We start from the raw sequence: 22,414 nt of genomic DNA, 5'->3' as shown, positions 1-22,414 counted from the left end.
TTACTTCGCCCCCTTCGTAATTTCCATAAATACATCTTCTAAATCTGTTTCTGTTTCTGCAAAAGATATAATTTTTAGGTGTTGCTCTACTGCTTTTTTAAGTAAATTAATCTGATCTTCTTCCGTTCCCCTATAGTTAAACGTAATAACGTTTCTCACAGGGTCGCTCTCTACTTTAGAAGCAAAAGGATCCTCTTCAAAGAAGGTTGCTACATTTTCAAGTAAACCTTTTACTTTAACGGTTATATGTCTCTCGCCAGCAAGCTGTGCTTGAATTTCCTGAACAGAACCGTGCGCAATCAGTTTACCTCCATCTATCACTCCAATTTCGTCACACATTTCAGCTAGCTCCGGTAAAATATGAGAAGAAATTAGAATAGTTTTTCCCATTTCCTTCAACTGTCTTAATATATCTCTCATTTCAATACGTGCACGTGGATCTAGGCCAGATGCTGGTTCATCTAATATCAATACCTTTGGATCATGGATCAATGCCCTTGCTAAGCACAAACGTTGTTTCATCCCACGAGAAAGGAGATCTACATATTCATATCGTTTATGTGTTAGATTCACTAATTCTAATAACTGGGGTATTAAAACAGCCCTCTCTGCTTCTGGAATACCGTAAGAAGCTCCATAGAAGTCTAAATACTCATTTGCCTTCAGTTGATCATAGACACCAAAAAAGTCAGGCATGTAGCCGATTTGTTTTCTTACCTCATGAGGCTCCGTCTTAACACTATTTCCATTGACGAACGCTTCACCGGAGGTAGGCTGCAACAATGTAGCTAAAATAGAGAAAGTCGTAGATTTGCCGGCACCATTTGCCCCGACAAATCCAAAAACAGTTCCCTCTTGTAAGGTTAAATTTAAATCATTTAAAGCATAAAAAGAGCCATACTTTTTGGTTAATCCCTTAATCTCGATCATTACTTAACCTCCCCTTTCATCCGAACCTCTGGAAGTCGTGTATAAGAATTTCCGTCTATAGAATCCTTCGTCAATTTATATATAATTACTCCCTCTTGGTTAATATAATCGGAAATATTTTCTTTTATCGTAAATCTGCTTTCATCAACTGGTTCATATGTTTCGGATTTATTATTCCATAGCTCGATCGTTTGTGAGTTGCGATCCGTATTCGCAATTTGCAATTGTGTATAAGTCACGCCTTCTACTGATAAAGTTTCTGGTAGCTTCCATGACGTAATATATTCTCCGTCATCTAAATACCACTCAAAGTTACTATTCTCCATTGGCTCCATGTATTTTCCGTATGCATTTGTTTCAACATTAACCGTAAAGCTAGTGGAAGGAAGTGTAAAATCTCCTGATATAATTGTCTCTGCCTCAAATGGTTGTATTAATAAATGAAGTGCAGACATTTCTACCTTTTTATCTTTAAGCTCGATTGGTATTACATTATCTTCTACAAATGCAGTAATAGCAGGTTTGGTTGTCTGTTGCTCAATAGTTTTACTTGTTGCATACAGTGACTTTTTACGTTGAGTTATTAAATCGTCTTGATTTCCAGCATTTTGGCCATAGCTGCCCCCACTATTAATATAAGGGTTGGAGGTTGGACTTAGCATAATGGATCCTATATCCTTATTTACAGCCATTTGTTCACCAGGTTCTAAATCTCCCAGTTTTATTATCTTGGAACCCGACCATATAGAAACTTCTTTAAGGGTAAAAGGGAAGCTATTCGTTATAGTACCTGATAGTTTACTTGCCTCTACTCGAAGATCCGAATCTATTTTACCTATATCTGGAATAAATGTTTCTCCATAAAATGAAGAAACGGACCAATAACCAAGGTCGCGGTAGGTTAGTTCTGAGCTTGAAGCACTCTTTTCAAGTATTACGTTTTCATGAATATTAACTACATCGCCTGTAAAGGAGTTGTATTCTCGACTTGCTACCATAGAAGTACTAGTTGGAGACGTAAAAGCAAATTCTCCACCTTTATTACTCAAAATAGATTCCGCATAGTACCCACTAAGGCTGCTATCTTCATTTACATATAAAAATGAAGATTGCTGAACTTGTGGTCTGGCAATGCGATCCTTTGCTCCATAACCAAATATGGCAGCAGAAGTTATAATAGCAAGAAGCGGAATAATTCCCCAAGCGTATTCTCTTTTATCTTTTCTTTTCAATATAAAGTACAGTAAAGGTCCCACTAAAAGCATATAAACAATTACAATTCCTATCATCAAAGGAGTTGAGACTTTAAAAGAAGCAAAAAGTGAATTCGTATTACCAATTTCATGTACTAATTGATCCTTCACGTTATATCCATACATATAGTTAGTAGCCTGCGTTTTTAAAGGGTTCAGAATTTTTTTCATTAACTCTGGATACGCTTCGTCTTTTGCTAGAGGCGCATCACCTAAAGAAAAGCTTGTTTGTATAATTGCACCTTTGCCCAACTTTTTTTGACCAGCAAGTAATGTACCATCTAAATTGATCAAAGGCTGTGCACCTTCAGTTAGAGTTGCTTCATAAACTGTTAAATCATTTGTTAATAACTTTTCTCCAGTAATAGAGCTAACAGTTTCAGGTGAAAGACTTTTTGTGGTCGATTGCAAATTGAACGGTAAGTGTTCTGCTAATAATCCAAGTTCTGCGGACGTATTATCGGAGGCCCCAGCAAGGATATATCCCCCTGAACTAACATAATCAACTAAAGCCTGTTGCTGACTATTAGATAGGTCAGCTAAAACATATTCATCTATGAATATGTAATCTGCCATTTGCCATGCTATACCTTCAGTAGGATAGCTGAAATCACTTAGTTGACTCAAATGGATTACCTGACTATTCGATTGCTTTAAACCATTTAAAACAGTTAAACGGTCGGCACTGTTAGTCATTGTCAAATAAAAGGTCGAGGATGGGTCCATAAAATTTGCCTTTAAATTCTTGGAGCCTTTATATTCAATGGATTTTCCTTTTTTCCAGCCGCCTTCATAAAAATGTACAAGCTGAATATTGGAGTTAGAGTATAAATAATCGTCACTTAACCCCGAAGAGGCAATTTGAACTGTCTTTGTTTCGTTAGCACCAATTTCAAATGGAATTGCCTGCCCATTCCCTAAACTATAGGATTCGAACATATCAAGCACGATATCCCCTGAAAAAGCATCACCTGAATTTTCTACAGTGATGGTTATAGGAAGGCCCTCTCCATACTTTGCCTTTCCGTCAAAACCTAGAGTAGTCTTGACCTTTAAGCTTGGAGCTGCTAAGGCATCTAATGGTTGTATACAAAAAATGATAAAAAGTGCTACGATCGCCCAAGCAAACTTACGTATCTGCATATTATTTCCCTCCTATTATGTATATCTTTTAGTACGTTTCTCACCCAAAAAAGTTCCTTTAGTGGAATTTCTTCGCATGCTCATTCACAATTTTTACAAATGCCTCAACTTGTGGAAGTTCGAATGAGCTGTCATACCCTATTAACCAAGTATCCCTTGTAAGTTCAAACTCTTCTTCATTATTAGTTAACGGAATCTTGTTTACATCCTCATGACCTGTCAGTGTGATGGAAGGCAAAATAGCATACCCAATACCATTTAAAGCCATCTGCTTACATGTTTCAATTTGATCTACAATAATTTGACGCTTCGGATTAACAGAAAAGTGTTTTTGCCACCATTGCTGAATTTCTTGATAATAATTCGAATCACTTTTAAATTGGATAAAAGGCTTTTCCGTTGTTAAAACTTCATCAATGTTTGTCATTTCTTTATCCACTAAATAAAGAGTATCTCTAAATAAATGTATTTTGCTCCCTTTCCAATCTGTTTGTCCACGTACAATACCTATTTGGGCTTCTCCATCGTAAATAGCCTTCACTATTTCTGAACTCCAACCGGTTAACAAAGAAACCTTAGCCTCTGGATACGTTTGGACAAAATCCTTTAATACCTTTGGGAGCCAATTTTGACCTACTATAGAGGCACATGCAATTTTTAATGTTCCATGCACCTTAGAGCTTAAAGATTGAATGGTCTCAAAAAGTTCTTCTCTTTGCTGGAGTATACTGTTAGCAAATTCAATAACAAGTTCTCCCTCAGGAGTTGCTGTTAAACCCTTTTGAGATCTTAAAAATAATTTTGTTTGCCATTCCTTTTCAATTGTTTGCAGACGTAAGGATAAGGCTGGTTGAGAAAGAAAAAGTCGCTCTGCGGCCTTACGCATATTTTGTTCTTCAGCTAATGTTTTGATAATAAGATAATCTGAATTCATTTATTGCCCCTCTTTCTTTAAGTTTGGTTACTATTTCAAATGGTTGATGTTCCACACGAGAATTTACAAGCATGTATTTATACTTACTGCAGGACTTATCTCTCTCATTCATCTCGTCATAGTTATTCCATGTTACTCCTTACAATTGAGATTACTTTATCGCTATAGTACTTAGTCATCTTAATTGTATACTTTATTTCTTTTATTAAGTAATCTAATTTAATTCTAAAGTCATAACAATCATACGGAAAGAGAAATAGGAAAATTTTTTTACATATCAAACATGAGTATTTTCTTCTTTTAATCGTAGCTACAGGCTAGGCCTTAAGAAATTTAAAGGAAATCTATATACCCCATTTATTTTGCCCATAAAATAAGACACTTACTGTTAACCCACACAGTAAGTGTCTTAATATTACGCTAGCTATTTATATTAAATCATTCTTGAGGTTCCTGGGATTGGTATAAATACTTTTTCATCTGCTTTAAAATAACTCTTCTCGTTAAAATACCGATAAAAGTACCCTCATCATCTACAACACATACATATGGGTTATTGACTAAGAGGTCTAAACCTTTTTGAAATTTTTCATTCACGTGAATAGAAGCAATATCCTTTTTCATAATTTGATCAACCTTTAAATCAGGTAATCGTTCATATTCAATATGCTCAAGGCCAAGTATTTCATCTGTAATTTGTTGAGTACTAACAAGTCCTTGCAGACGATACTTTACGTCTAGGACTGGGATTGAAGAATAACCTGTCTTTGTTAACACAAGCAATGCATGTTCTGCATTATTTCCTAATTGCACATGAGCAACCTTATCCGCTGAAATAATGTAATCCTTAATAGGAATTTGCAAAAAGTCCTTACTACTTACAAATATCATTGAATCCTACTCCTTTGTCTGTTTTCCTAATTGGAAAACACAACCTATAAAACTATGATAGCATATGAAAGGAATAAAAAACTATGAAATCGCTTACAATATCTCATTATTTTTAAATTCAAATGAGGACATCGCTCATTAAACATCTCTAAAGAATTTTCGATATAAGAGGAATTAGGTGCAACACTTCATATTGGTTCATTGGTTCCCGCAACACTTGCTGACTTTGGCGCAACACTTTATTACTCCATAAAAAAAGCAAGTATGTGACTACCATCCATTCACATACCCGCTATTATTTTTTATGGAATTCACCATTTCAGATGAAGTTAACATTTATTTTAAAATGGAAATTGATTTAACCATTGTCCACCGTCTAGCGTTACTATTTCTCCATTCATATAAGCAGCTTTGTCTGACATGATGAATGTTGCAAGATCACCTATTTCTTCTGGTTTACCTAAACGCTTTAGAGGAACCGCTTGAATTGTTCTTTTAGCAGCTTCTTCTGATTCCCAAAGCTTCCCCGCTCCACCCGTACGTTCAATTGGACCTGGGGCAATTCCATTAACTCGAATACCATATTTACTTCCCCACTCCACAGCTAGTGTTCTAGTTAAGGACATCACTCCTGCTTTAGCTGCAGCAGAATGAGCTACTCCAGCCCCTGCTCCCCAAGCATAGGTTGCAAGCATATTAATAATAGAACCCTTCGTTCCTTTATTTATCCAATAGTTACCTACAGCATTTGAACAATAGAAAGTACCGTTTAGGACAATATCGATTACGGTCTTCCAACCATTTGGAGAAAGCTTGGAGGTCTCGACAATAAAGTTGCCTGCCGCGTTATTAACTAGGCCATCTATGCTACCAAATGCCTTATCCGTAAACTCAACCATTGCTGCAACATGCTCAGGGTCTCGTACATCCATTTGAAATACTTCCACTTGTTCCCCATTCTGTGCAATCTCTAATTTTGCATTATCTAGCTTTTCCTTGTCCCTACCAGTAATGACGACATTTGCCCCTTCGGCTACGAAAGCCATTGCCATATATTTCCCCATCCCATTAGAACCACCAGTGACAATAATCGTTTTCCCCTTTAATAACATTGGAAACACACCCCTTTTAAAATTGAATGAACATTCACTCAATATTTTATCATACCCTTCTAAGAAAAGCACTATGGCTTGTTAGAGTCTATATTAATAAAAAAAGACCCATAGAAAAGTGCTTTTTGCTCTCTCCTGGGTCTACAATTATTATTGATAATTCATATATGATTTGTTAATATCCTCTATCGGGATAGGTCGACTAAAAAAGAAGCCTTGAGCTTTTTGACAGTTCGCTGCTTTTAAGATTTCCACCTGGGTATTTTTTTCTACTCCTTCAGCGATTACTTCCATGCCTAAGCTATGAGCTAAACGAATAATCGTCGTTGCAATAGCAGCGCTTTTTTCGTCAGTTTCCATGTCTTTTATAAAGGACTGATCAATCTTAATAATGTCGATTGGATACTTTCTTAAATAACTCAGTGAGGAATAACCGGTTCCAAAATCATCAATTGATATAACGACTCCAATATCTTTCAATTCTTTTAGAATAGTGAAAGTGTTCTGCAAGTCGGTCATCGCACTTTCTGTAATTTCTACCTCTAAAGAAGAGGCAAGTATATTGAATTTCTTAATTTTATCTCTAATCTTGAAAGCAAAATTATCTTGTTTAAATTGTTGAGGTGAAATGTTGACTGCCACTCTCGCCATTCGGAAGCCCTTATCTTGCCATTGCTTTAACTGTCTACAAACCTCATCTAAAACCCAATCTCCCAGCTTGAAAATAATTTCCGACTTTTCTGCCAGAGGGATAAATTGCATAGGAGAGACATATCCAAACTTTCGATTATTCCAACGTAGCAAAGCCTCGAATGAATTTATCTCCCCAGTCAATAGATTGACCTGTGGCTGATAATGTATAGACAACTCGTCTTTTTCAATTGCTCTTCTTAAGTGTGATTCCATTAATGCTGCATTTGGAAAAGATAAATTCATCTGTTCCTGAAAATATCGATAATGAGCTCTGCCTCTATCTTTTGCCACATATAAAGCCTGATCAGCCTTTAACAATAACTCATCTCTTTTTTCTCCATCATAAGGGAACATCGATATTCCTATAGAGGCTGTACCAAAATACTCTTGATGATCTAAATAAATCGGTTTGGCTAGTTCCGTTAATATATTTTCCGCAAAAGCACTAGTAGCTTCCTTTGTTTTCCCCTTTAATAAAAAAACAAATTCATCTCCACTTTGCCTATATAAATTACTCGCCTTATCAATATATAAACTTAAACGATCTGCAATTTTTTTCAGTAACTCATCACCATATGTATAACCCAATGATTCATTTATTAATTTAAATCGATCAAGGTCAATTCGTATAATAGATATTTCACTATTTGTTTTTTGAGCGTCTTTAATATTTTCATGTAAGTGTTCTTTTAATGCTCTTCTATTCCATAAGCCAGTCAAATGATCGTGGTAAACAAGATAGAATAATTGCTCCTGCTCCTCGGTATCACTGATTGTATTTCGCAGAACTATATGAAGTCCACTTACAGTTCCACCAATTACTATAGGAATTGCTTTTAAATCTGTACTTATAAAATGGCCTTTTTCATGTTGTATCAAGCAATTCTGCATTTCGGTAGCTTTGCCTGTCTTTACATGGCTCATAATATTGCGGAAGTTCCACAGAGATTCTTCTCCTACAAATTTTTCAAATGGTATATTTAATAACTCATTCGACTTATATCCATAAACTGTGTTTATTATTTTGTTTGCGTATTGAATTTTACCTTCTTTGTCAATAACCAATATGGTGTCTAGATTGTGTTCTATTAACGAATGGTATTTTTCTTGAACCTCTAATAAGGGATCAAAATGGGGTTTTACCGTTTGATCAACCATCATCAAACCATATATCCCTCTTGTTTTTTCTCCCATTGGAGCTATTGTAATATCAAACGTATAAACTTGGTCGTTTAATAAAATGTCAAAGTTATGGTAGACTTTCTGCTTCGCCTCTTCTAAAAAAAGTGGTTCTAATTGAATCCATAATTCTTGAGTGAAATTATTTAAATTTATCGCACTTATTAAAAATTTGTTAGCACTTTTATTTGTATAAATAATTACATGAGAACCATCTTCCTTTTTTTGCAATAGGCAAGTTATCAGGTTGGGTTGTTCATGAATCATATCTGCTAAGTAATCATCCATCTTAAGCTGTTCGTAATTGTTCATGTTAGCCTCCAGTAGCCTCGTATAAGACATATTGCAAAAATCAACACACTGTACTCTCTTTTGTATCGTCAAATAATGGTAATTTTTAATAAAAATACTATTAAATATTTTTATATAATATTTTTTTGATTTGTGTACACAATTAGGTCATTAGTTGGTATGATAGTATGTATAGAAAGAGTAAAAGAAAGGAGTGTACTTATTATGACTACTGAATCAGACAAGCAGTTAGCGACTGCGATATATACAGTTAATAGGCATGCAAAAACTGCTATAGACAACAAGCCCCTTTATGAGCTGAAAAAATTAGCTATTCAAAAAATGATCACAGAAAAAAAAGCTAGTAAAATTGGTCTTCATTTTGTGCGTAATCCTAGAAATAGCCAACAGCAATCCTCCGTTTTAGTTCAGTGTGCTGACTATTATTTCCACCTTCTTCCGGTTAAAGAAGATTTTAAAACTTTACCACATCTCGGTCATTTAGATGATACTTATAGAAACCCTATCAGGAAAATGAGTATAAGAATGGCTAAACAATTATTAACCGATTATATAGGACCTCCCAAAGCTACTAAAAGCAAGTCCACTAATCACTCTACATCTTGTACTGCGAAGTTTGCTCGTGTTTCCAATAGACGCCCAAGTAAGATGAAATCTTACCTAGATCGATAAAATTTCGTAGAAGCAAACACTTTTATAAGTCAAAAAAGTGTATTTCTTCTTCCTTATAATGTTCTAGTTACCTAACCCTATTTTAACGCTGAGTAGTGTATATTCGATATAATATTATGGAGAGGGATTCTTATAGCATTAGCTATGAGAATCCCTCTTTTAATTCCTATATATTTGTTACAGTATATATTTATCAATTTTTAAAACTAGTTCAGTAATTTCTGGTTTACTTACTTGATCTTCTGCTCCTACTAAATCACCTTTGTGTCTAAGGTCGTCTGTAATCAGACTTGAAAAAATGACTACTGGCAGTTTGGCTAAATTACTATTGGTTTTAATAGATTTTGTCAAAGCATGCCCATCCATCTGTGGCATCTCAATATCGGTTACGATCATTTGAACATGTTCCGATACATCTGGAGAGACTTTCTCTAATTGCTCCAGGTATGCTAAAGTATCCTTCCCATTCTCAAAGAACTCTAGGTTCACATAACCTGCCTCATGCATAGTATCATGCAATAATTTCCTTAATAGAGGTGAATCTTCTGCAATTACAATTTTTTTGTTAGATCTTTCTCTTGGCCCTAACTTCTTCACCGAATCTATACTCATTCCTGATTCAGGATTTATATCCACAATAATTCTTTCAAAGTCTAATAATAAGAGCATGTCTTCGCCTCTTTTAATAACTCCTATTACGTGGGAAGATCCTCCTTGATATAGGGAACCAGGCTTTTCTATTTGATCCCATGATATACGATGTATTTGAGTTACATTGTCTACGTGAAATACAGCCTTTTGTTTATTAAATTCCGCAACAACATATTTTTGTTGCTCACTTGTTGATTGCATTGGCAAACCTAAAACTTTACTCATATTTATCACAGGTAGAACATCACCTCGTAATTGAATAATGCCTTCCACATGCGGATGTGAAAGAGGGATAAAAGTAACCGGGATAGGTTGAATAATTTCCTTTACTTTTATCACATTAATGCCAAAACTATTTGTACCTACTTGAAACTCTACGATTTCCAACTCATTGGTTCCGCTTTCTAGTAATATTCCTTTGTGGTCATTCACAAAAAATCTTCCTTTCCACGCTCACGATTATACCAATTGTATCATACAGAGGTAAAATATTACTATATCATTCGTATAATTTTATTAGTGCTTGAGTACCTTTATCCTCATATCCGTCATTTATTAATTGGTCATATAATGACTTCGCTAACTCTAACCCAGGTAATGTCAAATTCATTCTTTCTGATTCTTCCAAAGCAATTTTCATATCTTTAACAAAATGCTTGATAAAGAATCCCGGCTCTAAATCACCTTTAATCATCCGCGGTGCTAAATTGCTTAATGACCAAGAACCAGCTGCACCAGTAGAAATTGCTCTTAATACTTGCTCTAACTCCAACCCAGCTTTCTTTCCGTATGTAAGTGCCTCACAGACTCCTATCATATTAGATGCAATTGTTATTTGGTTACACATTTTAGTATGTTGTCCAGCGCCCGCAGTTCCCTCATGGAGAATGGTCTCACCAAATAGCTTCAGTACTGGTAAAGAACTATCAAAGGTCTCCCTCTCTCCACCACACATAATGGATAGCTTTCCTAATTGAGCACCTATATCTCCACCCGACACTGGAGCATCTAGGGATTGCATCTCTAGCTCCTTAGCACGATCGTTAATTTTTTTTGCTAAAGTAGGTGTAGATGTTGTTAAATCGATGACAGTTAATCCTTTGTTTTCTATTGAGAAAATTCCTTCTTCTCCAAAATAAACTTCTTCTACATCGTGTGGATAGCCAACCATGGTAAAGAGGTATTGTACACTGCTAGCAGCTTCACTAGGCTTTGAGACCCATCTTGCACCTAAAGTAAGTAACTCATCTGCTTTCTCCTTAGTTCTTGTGTATACACTAACCTCATGACCTGCTTTCAGTAAATGCTTAACTATACTTTTACCCATTACACCTGTGCCAATAAAACCTATTTTTAGTTGCTCCGACATAAATAACTCCTCCAATATAATTGTATTAAATACAGTTTATCAGAAAAATAAAACAAGTTTATTTAAAATTTCACTTTAATGATTAATCCATTTCATAATTTCGGTTTTTATGTAAGACAGGGACGATTGAAAAGAGAAAAATATTATATCTCTTTTCAGAAATGAAGTAGGTCCCTTTCCATCGGGCGAACGATAAACTATCATCACCTGTTTTGTCTCTTCACTGTCCCATGCATCCTACTGGATCAGCAAACTGCCCCTACATCCATAATTAAAAGATGTAAATATTTATATCAGGAAAGTGCACTTTATTTCAATAAAGAATACGCAAATGATAAATTTAGACAAAAAAAGAGGACCATCCAATGGATGATCCTTAAAAAGGGGGAAATGAGAATGTTGCTGTGTTCTTTATTAATATGCCCTGCTCACATTTATTTAAACCTCTTTTTTAAAAAAAATTATTTTTTTTATTTTATCCAGTTCTTCTATAAAAATATCGGCCTGTTCTTCTCCTACCATGTGACCACCATATCTTACTTCTTCATATGTAGAAAAGAATTCACCTTTTACCTCCCATGACATTCTTTTAAACCATTCCCTAACAGTTTCACTCATTTCTCTCTTGTACCCTAATGATATTGCCTCTTTTTCAAATTCTAAGTACAGCTCTCTCAGGAATGAAGCTTCAACTTTATAAATGGTACTTTGCTTTAATAATTCTTCCTCCTCAATTGCCAAATTATCATTTTTATAAATAAAATTATTCCCTTCTTGTTGCACAGGAAATTCTATTTTCTTTTTGATTATATAAATAACGATTAAAAGTATTACTATACCTAACGCCCCAAATAGAATCCACTCTATTGGAAATGAAGAAGTAATTGCTTCAGATTTATCTTCAAGTAAACCATCCATTAAGTCGTCATTTGCTAAAATATCATGTTCTTTTTCCTCTGCAGGTTCGCCGAATAAATTACTCAAATATTCTTCAAGTAAAATGAACAAAGGTGTCAAAGGCAACATCACAATAGTAAACAACCCCTGGAGGATCACATTTAAAAGTTGTCTCATTGGGCTAAAAATTAAATAGGTTAAGAAAGTTAGAAGAAAGATAACTGACAAACCAACTAAATAGTATAGTGCAAATCGGTTTAACGATTCTTTTGTATGACTGTAACTTTTTCTCCAAACACTAAATAACCTTAACCCTACAAAGAAAATAACTCCTCCTATAAATACACTATATAAAGAGACTTTATAATTTTCGATCATAAGCATAAAACAAGCTAAGTGGACAGAGAAAAATACCATTAAAGACAGTAAGGCAAAAGGATTATCACTGTCCTCGTCCAACTGAATGACATTATATCTATAATGTAAGCAACACACAGATATTAGAACCCCTATACAATATAGCCAAAAGGGACCTCCAAATAAAAAGAGGAAAAATAATGACACCGTAGGAATAATAAATGCGATGATTAAACTAGGCCCAAACTTGGAAAAAGTATACTGGGCAATCATCCCGATTAAAATTTGGATACCAATCCATAGAATCGGCAAACTCACCAAAGTCTCATTTAACAATAAAACAAAGAACAAGCTAACAATCCACATATCCTTCAGGTACTTTTCATAGGACAATTTTTGTACAGGGAAAGTTTGAGTGGAGTTATTTAACATAATCTCCCTCCTCTTGCTCAGTCAGATATGTTACAATCGCTTTCTGCTCCCATAGGGTTAATATGGAATGATACTTCTCTATATTATGAGAAAAAACTCGAACAGACACCGGCATTTCCTCATGACTATCAATATATTTAATAATATTTTCAAATGGTATAGTGATATTGCTAACCGATAAAATAGAAAGTAACTCTAAAGCATTTAGTCTATGTACATCACCAGAGCCTAAAGGAACAAATACGAATGGTCTCTTTCCTGATGCTCGAATATTTAAGCCAAATCCAAAGGGAACATTTGCCTTATAACAAGCTTCCACATTAGATGCAAGCCACTCTATCTTATCCTCAAAATCATGAACCATCCTATACCCATCTGCAAGATTAACTAAAAATAATACCGATACATTAGTAACTTTTGTAAAAATTTTGGTTTGTAGCTGGTGTGTCCTTGCACTTGCTTTCCAATGAATATGATTAAACTGATCACCTTGTTCATATTCTCTAGTACCAACAGGGAAGAATGGGTCAACAAACAAAGAAGAATTTAACTCCAGCTCTCCAGGCTTAAGTCGAGTAGGAAGAAATTCTTCTTTAATTGGATAAATAGTTGGATAAACGATCGCATCCAACAATATGTATGGTTGGTAATTCAATATAATAGAACCTTCCGTTAAAGGATGAGGGATATTAATATCTATGCCTCTAAACCTCGAAAGACCTCTTCGACTACCAACTATAGGTACTTGTATCGTAACTGTTTTATTGTATCCAATAGAAAAAGGAACATTCACCTCAAAAAATCCTGAAGATGAAATATTATTGACTCTAACTGGAGCAACTGAATCGTGGAATGCTAATGTAATGGTGCCATTCCAAATCGGCATACCTTTATTTTTAAAAGTCAGCTCAAAATGTGAGGTAGTCCCTTTCATTAATCTAACTCTTTTTTTCTCGTTTACAAAAGTAAGTCCACTACCAACTTTTTGAAAGTAAAGCAGTTGAATCAACACGAAACATAACAAAAAGATAATAATAACGAAAAGTACATGCTGGTCAAAGATAAAAAGAAATCCCGCACTGATCAGCAATATATCCCTATATATTTTTATATACTTATAGTTTACATCGTTACGTTTCCACGTCATTATATATTGGCCTCTACAGGTGCTTCAATTTCTTTAATCAATTCTGTCATAATGCTAGATATTTCATGGATTAGCATTCCTTGCGAGGACAATCTTAGGCGATGCAAACAAACAGGGTCTATGATGTTCTTTACGTCGTCAGGTGTCACATACTCCCTACCATTAATGAAGGCGTGGGCTTTAGAAGCCTGTAGCATAGCTAAAGAAGCTCGACTACTTAACCCTAGTTCTATGTACGGGTGTTTTCTCGTCCCTTGTACAATTTGTATGATGTAAGTAAAAATGTCTTCATGAACTTGAATATTGTTTACTTGCTTAGTCCATTCTTCAATTTTATCAAGAGACACAACTTGCTTTGTTTTAACTTTTCCAGGAGCTTGACCAAAATGTTTTAAAATGTAATTCTCTTCCTTCATGGTTGGATAACCAATATTAAGCTTAAATAGAAAGCGGTCTAGCTGAGCAGCAGGTAACTGGAAGGTACCTTGCTGTGATTCTATTGGGTTTTGTGTAGCAATCACCATAAAAGGATAAGGTAGCTTAATAGTTTCACCATCTATTGACACTTGTTTCTCTTCCATCGCCTCTAAAAGACTGGACTGAGTTCTTGGAGTGGCACGATTAATTTCATCTGCAAGCAAAATATTACTCATAACTGGACCTATCCGCAGAATAAATTCCTGCTTCTGAGGATGAAAGTAACTAATTCCTGTTACATCTGAAGGAAGAACATCGGGAGTAAATTGTATTCGTTTAAACTCTCCTTGAATAGCTTCTGCAAAAGATTTAGCCATCATTGTTTTTCCTGATCCCGGTACACTTTCTAATAGCACATGGCCTTGAACTAACAAACCCATTAACATAAAATCGATTTCTTTTTCTCTACCTATAATGGATTGGTTCAATTCTTTTTTTAGTTTGATTAAAGCTGAATCCATTCATATCTTCTCCAATTTATTAGTCGATTTGTTTAGATGTGCTTAGCTGTTTAACTTGGGAATGAAACTCGTTAAGTAAATGATCTAGCTCTTCGCTTAATCGAATAGTTTCCCTATTAGTTACACCATTTTCTATCGCAGATTGAATCATCTTTTCTCTTGTATATTCTAGCCTTTTTAGAATAGATTCCATCATTAGAAAACTCTCCTTTTGAAAATTGTATATTTCCCACTACTATCTATACATAAACCACTTATACTAATCAGAATATACCGACAATTTAGTGTAAAGTAATGTACTTCAGCACATTAACTTCTTGGATGCGTTAGATAAGTATATATTATATCTCCACCTTGCATCGCATTACCACTAAAGTGTTTAAAATCTTCTCTTTTTACAAGTACTTCTCTAAATGCTAAAAACTCTTCCTTAGAGACGTGAATTTGATCTACCATCCCACTTTTTAGCGCATTAAGTTGTTCATCTATCGATTGCATATTTTTAAATCTCCTTATATTTTAAATATGGTGTTTACTATTCCTTCGAAAAACAACAATCATAGAATGCCTCCTAAACTGAATTACTCATGTATTATTGAAAAGTAGTATTTTAATATCAGTCAAAATGTATAGTTTTAAAACTTTTGATAAAAATACTTTACGTACATCTTTTTTTAGGGCAAACTGTATTATATTATGTTCTTAAGGGGATGGGACAATCTATGAAAATCGCTGAAGTCGGTAACATTATTGAGTTTAAAAATGGTCTTCAAGGTATAGTAGAAAAAGTTAACGAGAATTCTGTCATAGTTGATTTAACTTATATGGAAAACTTTAACGAGCTTGAACTAGAAGAAAAAACGGTAATCAACCATAAGCGTTATAAGATATTATATAGCAATGAAGATTAAACGTCATGCCGTTCCTCTCCATGAGATGAACGGTTTTATTTCTAAGTAACAGGCAATTCTTTTTCCTAGACCGTCATAAAACTCTATACTTCTCTTTTTTTGTGACTATGGTAAGGATGTGCATATATGAATAATCGAAAACTTTTTATAGGTCTAGTAATATCACTAGTATTAGCTTTTGTTTTTACTTGGGTTACGTTTAATAATGAAAACGTATTCTGGTATTTCTATTCGTTTACAACACTTTTTTTAACGGCTTCTTCTTTTTATTTTTCAAAATTAGAAGACCAGCTGAAAACGTTTAACTATTTATTTTGGGGTATAGTATATGGTATAGGAACTTACTTCTTGTGCTTTTTAGGTTTTCAGCTACTGGAGCTATTACCGTCTAAAGCGACGAAAGAAGTTTCACGTTTCTTTGGTGTATTTGCACCTTCTGCTATATGGCATTACATTTTATTGTTCTTCATCATTATTCCTGGAGAAGAATTTTTCTGGCGTGGCTTCATCCAAAATGCAGTGAAGAATTGGTTCTCTCCTACTCTCGCTATACTAACTAGTTCCATTTTATATGGAGCATCCTTTATAGTGAGTGGTTTCTACATTGGTGTTTTTTTTGCTATTATTGTAGGAATCATTTTTGGATGGCTTTACGAAAAGAAAAAAAGTATGCCGCTTAATATTGTAGCCCATATTATATTTCTTTTAATGCTATTCCTGGTGCTACCACTAATATGAAAGTTATGTAAACCATAACAATACTAGAAAGGGAGCTGAATAAATGAAAAAAGTAATTTCAATACTATCTGTCCTACTGTTAACACTTTTGATTGCTGCTTGTGGTTCTTCAGAGAAAGAGACATCTAACGATGATCAAGTAACAGATTCTACAAACAGCAGTGAAGCTAACGGTTCAGAGGAAAAAGAAAATAGTTCTGAAGCAACTGGAACTTCTGTAGATAGTGATAATCAGGAATACTCCATATCCGTACTAGATGGCTATGAATTAACCGCAGAAGAACCAAATAAAGACCTGCTATTCAATAAAGAAAATGAAGAGCAATCTATGCGTATAGAAGTCTATAATGCCTCTGAGGTTAATATGGCAGATGTAACCAATGAGCTAGTAGAGACGGTAAAAGCATCTAATTCAGAAGGCAACGTAACAGAAATCACTGATAAATCAATTGTCCCTTCTGGGAAACAAATAGAAGATGTTAAGTCGTACAAAGCAGAAATTCCAGATGGCAATAATGTTTATGGCTACACATTCCTACAAGATGGCTTAGGAGTAAAATTAACGGTTTTTGATACAGCAGAATCGCCTGCTATTGAAGATTTCATAAAAATGGCAAATACTATTAAAATCAATTAAAATAAAAACTTCGGGCCGTACTATGGCTCGAAGTTCTTAAGATAATTTTTTAATGGACAGACCAAGCTTCTTTATTAATTCTATAGCATCTTTTTTTTCATCTTCTGTCAAGCTACTCATTAATTGTACTAACTGCTGCTCATGACGTGGAAATAATTCTTTCATGAACTCTGAACCTTCTTCTGTAATTTCCGCATAGGTAACTCTTCGATCTGTATCGCTGGAAACCCGCTTTATAAAGCCACGCCCCTCAAGCTTATCTACTACATAAGTTATAGACCCACTAGCGAGTAATATCTTATTTCCTATTTGTTGCAAGGGTTGCTTTCCTTTATGGAACAAAAGCTCTAATACCGCAAATTCAGTTGGATTTAACCCATTTTGTTGAAAGAAATGATTTGTACATTCATGTATTACTTTATGAGCACGGGAAAGTACTATAAATAATTTCAAAGCACTACTCGATAAGTCATTGGTCATTGTCGTCATCCTCACCTATATTAAATTACATTAACAATCATTATATAGGTCAGACTAATAGATTGTCAAAATAGCTTAGGAAGCTATTTGTAAGGGAAGTAGAAAATTAAAGATCGTTCCGTTTCCTACCATACTCTCAACCTCTATTTTACCGCCATGAGCCTCCATAACTTCATAGGCATGAGATAATCCAAGCCCAGTCCCTGTCGATTTAGTCGTGAAGAATGGCTTGAAAATATTAGCTAACTCTTCTTCTCCAATTCCATTCCCCTCATCTTTTACTTTAATACTTATAAATCCATCACAAGACAAAGATAATCTAATATCTATTTTACCACTTTTTACCATAGATTCAATAGCATTTTTTATGACATTTATAAAAACCTGTTTTAAAAGGTTTCTATTTCCCAATACTCTAATGTTCGGATATAATTCATTAGTAATATTGATTTCAATTGCTTTCATTAGAGATTGAGGAGTCATGAAACTAGCTACCTCTGTTATGAGCTGGTCAATTTCGAAGTAGGTGTACTCTTTGTTGCTCGGCTTTGAAACTTGAAGAAATTCTGTCAATATTTCTTCCATTCTTTGTATCTCATGATCAATAACATCCAAGTATCTTTTTCCGTCTTCATTAGCAGTTTTCAGTAACAACTGTGTGAATCCCTTTAAAGATGTCATGGGATTACGTATTTCATGAGCGATACTTGCCGCAAGTTGTCCTAGAGTACTTAACGATTCGTTATGATTGAGGCGCTTCTTCATAAACATCTTTTCTGATTCATCATGTATTTCCATGAGAAATAAATTCGATTCACTCTGTTTAGATACAATCAAATGTAGATACCTATTGTCACCCATATATGTTTGAAATTCACTAAAAAATTCTGCTTGTCCTTTTGAAGCTAAATTCTGTAGAAATGTCTTCCTAGAAGCTCCTGTGAGGGAGAACATATTTAAAAGTGTATTAGAGTTCATTTTAAGCAATTCTTCTCGTTCTATCTCTAAGACTTTTTCTATATATGGATTAGCGTCTAATACTTCTCCTTCATCGCTTATAAATATTAATCCACTAGAAAAGAGTTGGAAAACCTGTTCAAACCTTTGTTTGTACTCGTATTCTGCTAACATTTTGCACCCAACCTCTCATAAGAATTTGAGAATAAACAATTCAAATTTTTAAATTATTGATTAATTCTGATTATTCCACACTTTTATAATTCTGGATATGGTTATTTTTGACCATATTGTCGACATGAATATTCACTGTTACAATAGTTATGCAAAACTAAAGGAGTTAAGAAAATGAATATAATATTAACCACATTAAATGCAAAGTTTATCCATACGAATTTGGCATTACGTTGTTTAAAGGCTGCAGCAGCACCTGACTATTCCCCCCTTATTGTTGAATATACTATAAAAGATCCAACTTTTAATATAGTAGCTGATTTGTACCAAAAAAAACCGAATGTAGTTGGCTTTAGCTGTTACATTTGGAACATTGAAGAAACCATTAAAGTAGTCAAGATGTTAAAAACAGTAGATCCTTCCATAACTATTATTTTAGGCGGTCCCGAAGTTTCCTATGACACGAATGTTTGGCTCCGTAAAGTGCCAGAAATTGACTATATCGTAGTTGGAGAAGGCGAACAGACTTTCAAGGAAACCTTAGACTTCCTTTCCAAAAAGAAAGAGCTAAAAGAAGTACCTGGACTAGCATATGTACAAAACGACAAATTTATTCTAAATCCGCTACCTCCAAAATTAGATTTACGTGAATCTCCTTCTCCGTATCGTTTCGAAGAAGATTTACCCAATCTTTCTAAACGTATTGTTTACGTTGAGACTAGTAGAGGGTGTCCTTTTTCTTGTCAATTCTGCCTCTCTTCTATTGAAGTTGGTGTTCGATATTTCAATCGTGAAAAAGTTAAAGAGGATATCCGATATTTAATGCAAAATGGTGCAAAAACTATAAAATTCGTCGATCGTACCTTCAATATTAGTAGAAGTTATGCTATGGAAATGTTTCAATTTCTAATCGATGAACATTTACCGGGAGTTGTTTTTCAATTTGAAATAACAGCTGATATTATGCGACCAGAAGTTATTCAATTTTTAAATGAAAATGCTCCAGCTGGTCTTTTCCGTTTCGAAATTGGTGTTCAATCTACCAACGATTTGACTAATGAGTTAGTTAAACGCAGACAGAACTTTGAAAAGTTGAAAAGGACAGTTACTATGGTTAAAAGCGGTGGAAAAATCGATCAGCATTTAGATTTAATCGCTGGGCTACCAGAAGAGGATTATCATTCCTTCCGAAATACTTTCAATGAAGTTTTCGAAATGCGTCCCGAAGAATTACAACTAGGGTTTTTGAAGCTTTTAAGAGGTACAGGATTGAGAGTTGAAGCGGAAAAGTATGGTTATGTGTATGTAGACCAAGCGCCATATGAAATTTTCTCTAATAATGTATTAAGCTTTCATGATATTTTACGTATTAAGCAAGTGGAAGACGTTCTTGAAAAGTATTGGAATGCACATAGAATGGACCAAACGTTAGAATTTCTATTTGAGCATGTATTTGAAACACCTTTCGACTTTTTCCAACAATTCGGTACCTATTGGGAAGAAAGAAATTGGTCTAGAATTGGTCATCAGCTAGAGGACCTATATACTCGTCTTTTTGCTTTCCTAGAACAATTAGAAAATATTCCTTTAGCAACTATTAAATCTGTTATGAAACTAGATTATTTATCAAAACAAAAATTCCAACCACGGAAGCCTTGGTGGAATAATGATTTAAACAAAGAAACTCAGTCTGCGATCTATAAGCTACTAATAGAGGATCCCTCGATTGGTGGAGTAGACTTTTCACACTTAAATTTGTCAGAACGAGAATTGTACAAGCAGACATTTATCACACCGATTACTGTTAATGTGGATTTGTTTAAGCAAGGAATCATCAAAGAAGATAATGGGTTCTTACTGACTGCATTCCAAAACGGAGAAGCTCCACAATTCTTCTTTTTGCAAACAAAAGAAAATATAACAGTAACGAATTAATAATCACCAAATTTCATCCCAGAAATTAGTAGAAGGCTGATTTACCCGCTTTAAAATTTCAAAAGCCCCAGAAATTTTACCATTCGGTAAATTCTGGGGCTTCTGTTGTTTCCTCATAGCTTTTGTTTCCACTTTGTTTCACAAGAGGGTTATTGATTGGTTATCTCTTTCCACAAGCTTAGTCACTGTGTTCTGTAAGAATAACTAGCGGTTATTCAAAAGCAGTTTTAATTACCCAATAATTACACGTTCCTTTGGATAATGGTACTTGGTAATTTTTCGCTTACCTCCTAGTGTAAATAGGAAAGATATTAAACCAACTCTTCCTATAAACATGAGGAGCATGATTACTAGCTTACCAAAGGAAGATAGGTTCTCTGTCACCCCAAGCGACATACCACATGTACCAAACGCAGAGGTTATTTCAAATAGTAGGGATGCTACTGGAACACCCGGTTCCGAAACCGACAATATAATTGTTGCAGCAAAGACCATCAGGATAGCTAAAACAAATACTGCAAAGGCCCTATAAATATCGAGCAAATGAATTTCCCGATTAAATATTTGTATATTTTCTTTACCTCTAGAAAAGTTTATTAGAAACAAGATTGCAAGGGCAAAGGTAGTTGTCCGTATTCCTCCACCTACTGAGCTAGGAGAAGCACCAATAAACATGAGTGCACTCATAAAAAGATTAGTTCCTTCGTTAAACATATTGATGTCCACAGTAGTTAGCCCCGCAGACCGAGTTGATACTGAATGAAAAAAAGCAGTGAAGAATTTCTCATGCCAAGGGAGATCCTTAAGAGTATTAAATAATTCAAGTAAAAAAATCATCACTGTTCCTATAACTAATAGGGCCCCATACGTTAAAGTAGTGAGCTTCGTAAATAATGAAAATCTAAAACTTTTGTTTTTATTGGAAAGAAATTCTTTTACCTCAATTAAAACAGGAAAGCCAATCGCACCAAATACAATCATTATACTAGTGATGATTAAAACAAAGTAATCATGATGATAAGGAACTAAGGATTCACCTGTAATATCAAAACCGGCATTAGTAGTAGCAGAAACAGAAGTAAACACTCCATGTAACAATGCTTGTTTAAACGTATCGTAGTATTGCGTAAAGTAAACTGTCAGTATAATTGATCCGAGCAATTGAATGAATAAGAGAATTTTAATAATTTCCTTTATAAGCATTACAGCACCCGACATTTTAGACTGGTTGTGGTCAACCATGATTAACTGCCTTTCCCTTAAACCAATTCTTCTACCAACCACAAGCCAAATAAATGTTCCTAAGGACATTATTCCAATTCCTCCAAGCTGGAGAATTAGAATAAGCATGATATACCCAAAAATAGTATATGTATCTACAATGCTTATAGTGGTGAGCCCTGTTACACTGACGGCGCTAACTGCTGTAAACAAGCTATCAATAAAGTCTACTTTCACACCTGGCCTATGAACTCCGGGTAAGCGAAGTAGAATAACTGAAATAGCAATGGCAATAAAATAATAAGAAACAATTATTTGAGCCGGTGTCATTTTATATTTCGCTTTAAATGTATAGTTTTTCATTTAATATGTTCCTTTCAAGTTAAAGAGAGCCTATTAAATCATTGTAAAAAAAAAAAGTATAAAAAGATAGCAGTAACAATACTATCTT

At 34.5% G+C, this 22,414-nt stretch carries 21 protein-coding genes; 5 read left to right on the top strand and 16 right to left on the bottom strand.

Going from position 1 to position 22,414, the window contains the following annotated elements:
• The 6 genes from NSQ95_RS05480 to NSQ95_RS05455 all read right to left on the bottom strand — a co-directional run bounded on the left by NSQ95_RS05480 (position 1) and on the right by NSQ95_RS05455 (position 8,447).
• Positions 1–930 carry an ABC transporter ATP-binding protein gene (locus tag NSQ95_RS05480; RefSeq protein WP_342560452.1) on the bottom strand — a complete coding sequence of 310 codons (930 nt, stop codon included), beginning with the start codon at positions 928–930 and terminating at the stop codon, positions 1–3.
• Entirely contained in the window at positions 930–3,326 is a 2,397-nt protein-coding gene (locus NSQ95_RS05475) for a hypothetical protein (protein ID WP_342560451.1), read from the bottom strand. The genes NSQ95_RS05480 and NSQ95_RS05475 overlap by 1 nt, the downstream gene beginning before the upstream one ends.
• A 58-nt stretch (positions 3,327–3,384) precedes the next feature.
• Complete coding sequence (locus tag NSQ95_RS05470; RefSeq protein WP_340884473.1) at positions 3,385–4,260, bottom strand: LysR family transcriptional regulator; 876 nt, start codon at positions 4,258–4,260, stop codon at positions 3,385–3,387.
• 438 nt (positions 4,261–4,698) lie between these two features.
• Complete coding sequence (gene cbpB / locus NSQ95_RS05465) at positions 4,699–5,151, bottom strand: cyclic-di-AMP-binding protein CbpB (RefSeq protein WP_169358901.1); 453 nt, start codon at positions 5,149–5,151, stop codon at positions 4,699–4,701.
• Between the two features lie 341 nt (positions 5,152–5,492).
• A complete protein-coding gene (gene fadH / locus NSQ95_RS05460) occupies positions 5,493–6,263 on the bottom strand; it encodes a 2,4-dienoyl-CoA reductase (RefSeq protein ID WP_340884477.1) in 771 nt (256 codons plus the stop codon).
• A gap of 150 nt (positions 6,264–6,413) precedes the next feature.
• Complete coding sequence (locus NSQ95_RS05455) at positions 6,414–8,447, bottom strand: EAL domain-containing protein (RefSeq protein WP_340884479.1); 2,034 nt, start codon at positions 8,445–8,447, stop codon at positions 6,414–6,416.
• A 204-nt stretch (positions 8,448–8,651) separates the two neighbouring features.
• On the opposite strand from NSQ95_RS05455, the gene NSQ95_RS05450 reads away from it, so the two are divergent.
• Positions 8,652–9,119: a YkyB family protein gene (locus NSQ95_RS05450; RefSeq protein WP_169358898.1), complete on the top strand. Its 468-nt coding sequence runs from the start codon at positions 8,652–8,654 to the stop codon at positions 9,117–9,119.
• A 177-nt stretch (positions 9,120–9,296) separates the two neighbouring features.
• Here NSQ95_RS05450 and NSQ95_RS05445 read toward each other — a convergent pair whose 3' ends face one another.
• The 7 genes from NSQ95_RS05445 to NSQ95_RS05415 all read right to left on the bottom strand — a co-directional run bounded on the left by NSQ95_RS05445 (position 9,297) and on the right by NSQ95_RS05415 (position 15,408).
• On the bottom strand, positions 9,297–10,202 hold the full coding sequence (locus tag NSQ95_RS05445) for a chemotaxis protein (protein WP_340884482.1): 906 nt from the start codon (positions 10,200–10,202) through the stop codon (positions 9,297–9,299).
• Between the two features lie 67 nt (positions 10,203–10,269).
• On the bottom strand, positions 10,270–11,139 hold the full coding sequence (locus tag NSQ95_RS05440) for an NAD(P)-dependent oxidoreductase (RefSeq protein WP_340884484.1): 870 nt from the start codon (positions 11,137–11,139) through the stop codon (positions 10,270–10,272).
• Positions 11,140–11,577: 438 nt separating this feature from the next.
• Complete coding sequence (locus NSQ95_RS05435) at positions 11,578–12,825, bottom strand: DUF4129 domain-containing protein (RefSeq protein ID WP_340884486.1); 1,248 nt, start codon at positions 12,823–12,825, stop codon at positions 11,578–11,580.
• Positions 12,815–13,972, bottom strand: a complete 1,158-nt coding sequence (locus NSQ95_RS05430) for a DUF58 domain-containing protein (protein ID WP_340884488.1) — start codon at positions 13,970–13,972, stop codon at positions 12,815–12,817. The genes NSQ95_RS05435 and NSQ95_RS05430 overlap by 11 nt, the downstream gene beginning before the upstream one ends.
• A complete protein-coding gene (locus NSQ95_RS05425; protein ID WP_340884491.1) occupies positions 13,972–14,910 on the bottom strand; it encodes a MoxR family ATPase in 939 nt (312 codons plus the stop codon). Before NSQ95_RS05425 ends, NSQ95_RS05430 begins: the two co-directional genes overlap by 1 nt.
• A 19-nt stretch (positions 14,911–14,929) precedes the next feature.
• Positions 14,930–15,106, bottom strand: coding sequence for an aspartyl-phosphate phosphatase Spo0E family protein (locus NSQ95_RS05420; RefSeq protein ID WP_169358892.1), 177 nt, complete (start codon positions 15,104–15,106; stop codon positions 14,930–14,932).
• A 113-nt stretch (positions 15,107–15,219) separates the two neighbouring features.
• On the bottom strand, positions 15,220–15,408 hold the full coding sequence (locus tag NSQ95_RS05415; RefSeq protein WP_340884495.1) for a hypothetical protein: 189 nt from the start codon (positions 15,406–15,408) through the stop codon (positions 15,220–15,222).
• A 224-nt stretch (positions 15,409–15,632) separates the two neighbouring features.
• Between NSQ95_RS05415 and NSQ95_RS05410 the strand changes: the two genes are divergently transcribed.
• The 3 genes from NSQ95_RS05410 to NSQ95_RS05400 all read left to right on the top strand — a co-directional run bounded on the left by NSQ95_RS05410 (position 15,633) and on the right by NSQ95_RS05400 (position 17,196).
• Positions 15,633–15,821: a DUF2187 family protein gene (locus NSQ95_RS05410; protein WP_340886053.1), complete on the top strand. Its 189-nt coding sequence runs from the start codon at positions 15,633–15,635 to the stop codon at positions 15,819–15,821.
• 126 nt (positions 15,822–15,947) lie between these two features.
• On the top strand, positions 15,948–16,559 hold the full coding sequence (locus NSQ95_RS05405) for a type II CAAX endopeptidase family protein (RefSeq protein WP_340884498.1): 612 nt from the start codon (positions 15,948–15,950) through the stop codon (positions 16,557–16,559).
• 43 nt (positions 16,560–16,602) lie between these two features.
• Positions 16,603–17,196, top strand: a complete 594-nt coding sequence (locus tag NSQ95_RS05400; RefSeq protein ID WP_340884500.1) for a hypothetical protein — start codon at positions 16,603–16,605, stop codon at positions 17,194–17,196.
• A gap of 36 nt (positions 17,197–17,232) precedes the next feature.
• On the opposite strand, the gene NSQ95_RS05395 is transcribed toward NSQ95_RS05400, so the two are convergent.
• Together NSQ95_RS05395 and NSQ95_RS05390 are read right to left on the bottom strand one after the other, a co-directional pair.
• Positions 17,233–17,676 carry a MarR family transcriptional regulator gene (locus NSQ95_RS05395; protein WP_340884502.1) on the bottom strand — a complete coding sequence of 148 codons (444 nt, stop codon included), beginning with the start codon at positions 17,674–17,676 and terminating at the stop codon, positions 17,233–17,235.
• A 75-nt stretch (positions 17,677–17,751) separates the two neighbouring features.
• Positions 17,752–18,807, bottom strand: a complete 1,056-nt coding sequence (locus tag NSQ95_RS05390; protein ID WP_342560450.1) for an ATP-binding protein — start codon at positions 18,805–18,807, stop codon at positions 17,752–17,754.
• 174 nt (positions 18,808–18,981) lie between these two features.
• Here NSQ95_RS05390 and NSQ95_RS05385 point away from each other — a divergent pair, with 174 nt between their 5' ends.
• On the top strand, positions 18,982–20,742 hold the full coding sequence (locus NSQ95_RS05385; RefSeq protein WP_340884508.1) for a B12-binding domain-containing radical SAM protein: 1,761 nt from the start codon (positions 18,982–18,984) through the stop codon (positions 20,740–20,742).
• 231 nt (positions 20,743–20,973) lie between these two features.
• On the opposite strand, the gene NSQ95_RS05380 is transcribed toward NSQ95_RS05385, so the two are convergent.
• On the bottom strand, positions 20,974–22,326 hold the full coding sequence (locus NSQ95_RS05380; protein WP_340884511.1) for a TrkH family potassium uptake protein: 1,353 nt from the start codon (positions 22,324–22,326) through the stop codon (positions 20,974–20,976).
• Positions 22,327–22,414 lie beyond the last annotated feature (88 nt).

The sequence above is a fragment of the Psychrobacillus sp. FSL W7-1457 genome (assembly GCF_038593405.1).
In the GTDB taxonomy this organism is placed as follows: Bacteria; Bacillota; Bacilli; order Bacillales_A; family Planococcaceae; genus Psychrobacillus.
This window is presented reverse-complemented; position numbering and strand designations above follow the sequence as displayed.

Bases quoted from the DNA above. Each gene is read 5' to 3' on its own strand.
- NSQ95_RS05450 (WP_169358898.1), top strand. From the start codon at position 8,652: ATGACTACTGAATCAGACAAGCAGTTAGCGACTGCGATATATACAGTT.
- NSQ95_RS05390 (WP_342560450.1), bottom strand. From the start codon at position 18,807: ATGTTAGCAGAATACGAGTACAAACAAAGGTTTGAACAGGTTTTCCAA.
- NSQ95_RS05430 (WP_340884488.1), bottom strand. From the start codon at position 13,972: ATGACGTGGAAACGTAACGATGTAAACTATAAGTATATAAAAATATAT.
- NSQ95_RS05395 (WP_340884502.1), bottom strand. From the start codon at position 17,676: ATGACCAATGACTTATCGAGTAGTGCTTTGAAATTATTTATAGTACTT.
- NSQ95_RS05400 (WP_340884500.1), top strand. From the start codon at position 16,603: ATGAAAAAAGTAATTTCAATACTATCTGTCCTACTGTTAACACTTTTG.
- NSQ95_RS05405 (WP_340884498.1), top strand. From the start codon at position 15,948: ATGAATAATCGAAAACTTTTTATAGGTCTAGTAATATCACTAGTATTA.
- NSQ95_RS05420 (WP_169358892.1), bottom strand. From the start codon at position 15,106: ATGATGGAATCTATTCTAAAAAGGCTAGAATATACAAGAGAAAAGATG.
- NSQ95_RS05435 (WP_340884486.1), bottom strand. From the start codon at position 12,825: ATGTTAAATAACTCCACTCAAACTTTCCCTGTACAAAAATTGTCCTAT.
- NSQ95_RS05380 (WP_340884511.1), bottom strand. From the start codon at position 22,326: ATGAAAAACTATACATTTAAAGCGAAATATAAAATGACACCGGCTCAA.
- NSQ95_RS05415 (WP_340884495.1), bottom strand. From the start codon at position 15,408: ATGCAATCGATAGATGAACAACTTAATGCGCTAAAAAGTGGGATGGTA.
- NSQ95_RS05470 (WP_340884473.1), bottom strand. From the start codon at position 4,260: ATGAATTCAGATTATCTTATTATCAAAACATTAGCTGAAGAACAAAAT.
- NSQ95_RS05425 (WP_340884491.1), bottom strand. From the start codon at position 14,910: ATGGATTCAGCTTTAATCAAACTAAAAAAAGAATTGAACCAATCCATT.
- NSQ95_RS05480 (WP_342560452.1), bottom strand. From the start codon at position 930: ATGATCGAGATTAAGGGATTAACCAAAAAGTATGGCTCTTTTTATGCT.
- NSQ95_RS05455 (WP_340884479.1), bottom strand. From the start codon at position 8,447: ATGAACAATTACGAACAGCTTAAGATGGATGATTACTTAGCAGATATG.
- NSQ95_RS05440 (WP_340884484.1), bottom strand. From the start codon at position 11,139: ATGTCGGAGCAACTAAAAATAGGTTTTATTGGCACAGGTGTAATGGGT.
- NSQ95_RS05410 (WP_340886053.1), top strand. From the start codon at position 15,633: ATGAAAATCGCTGAAGTCGGTAACATTATTGAGTTTAAAAATGGTCTT.
- cbpB (WP_169358901.1), bottom strand. From the start codon at position 5,151: ATGATATTTGTAAGTAGTAAGGACTTTTTGCAAATTCCTATTAAGGAT.
- fadH (WP_340884477.1), bottom strand. From the start codon at position 6,263: ATGTTATTAAAGGGGAAAACGATTATTGTCACTGGTGGTTCTAATGGG.
- NSQ95_RS05475 (WP_342560451.1), bottom strand. From the start codon at position 3,326: ATGCAGATACGTAAGTTTGCTTGGGCGATCGTAGCACTTTTTATCATT.
- NSQ95_RS05385 (WP_340884508.1), top strand. From the start codon at position 18,982: ATGAATATAATATTAACCACATTAAATGCAAAGTTTATCCATACGAAT.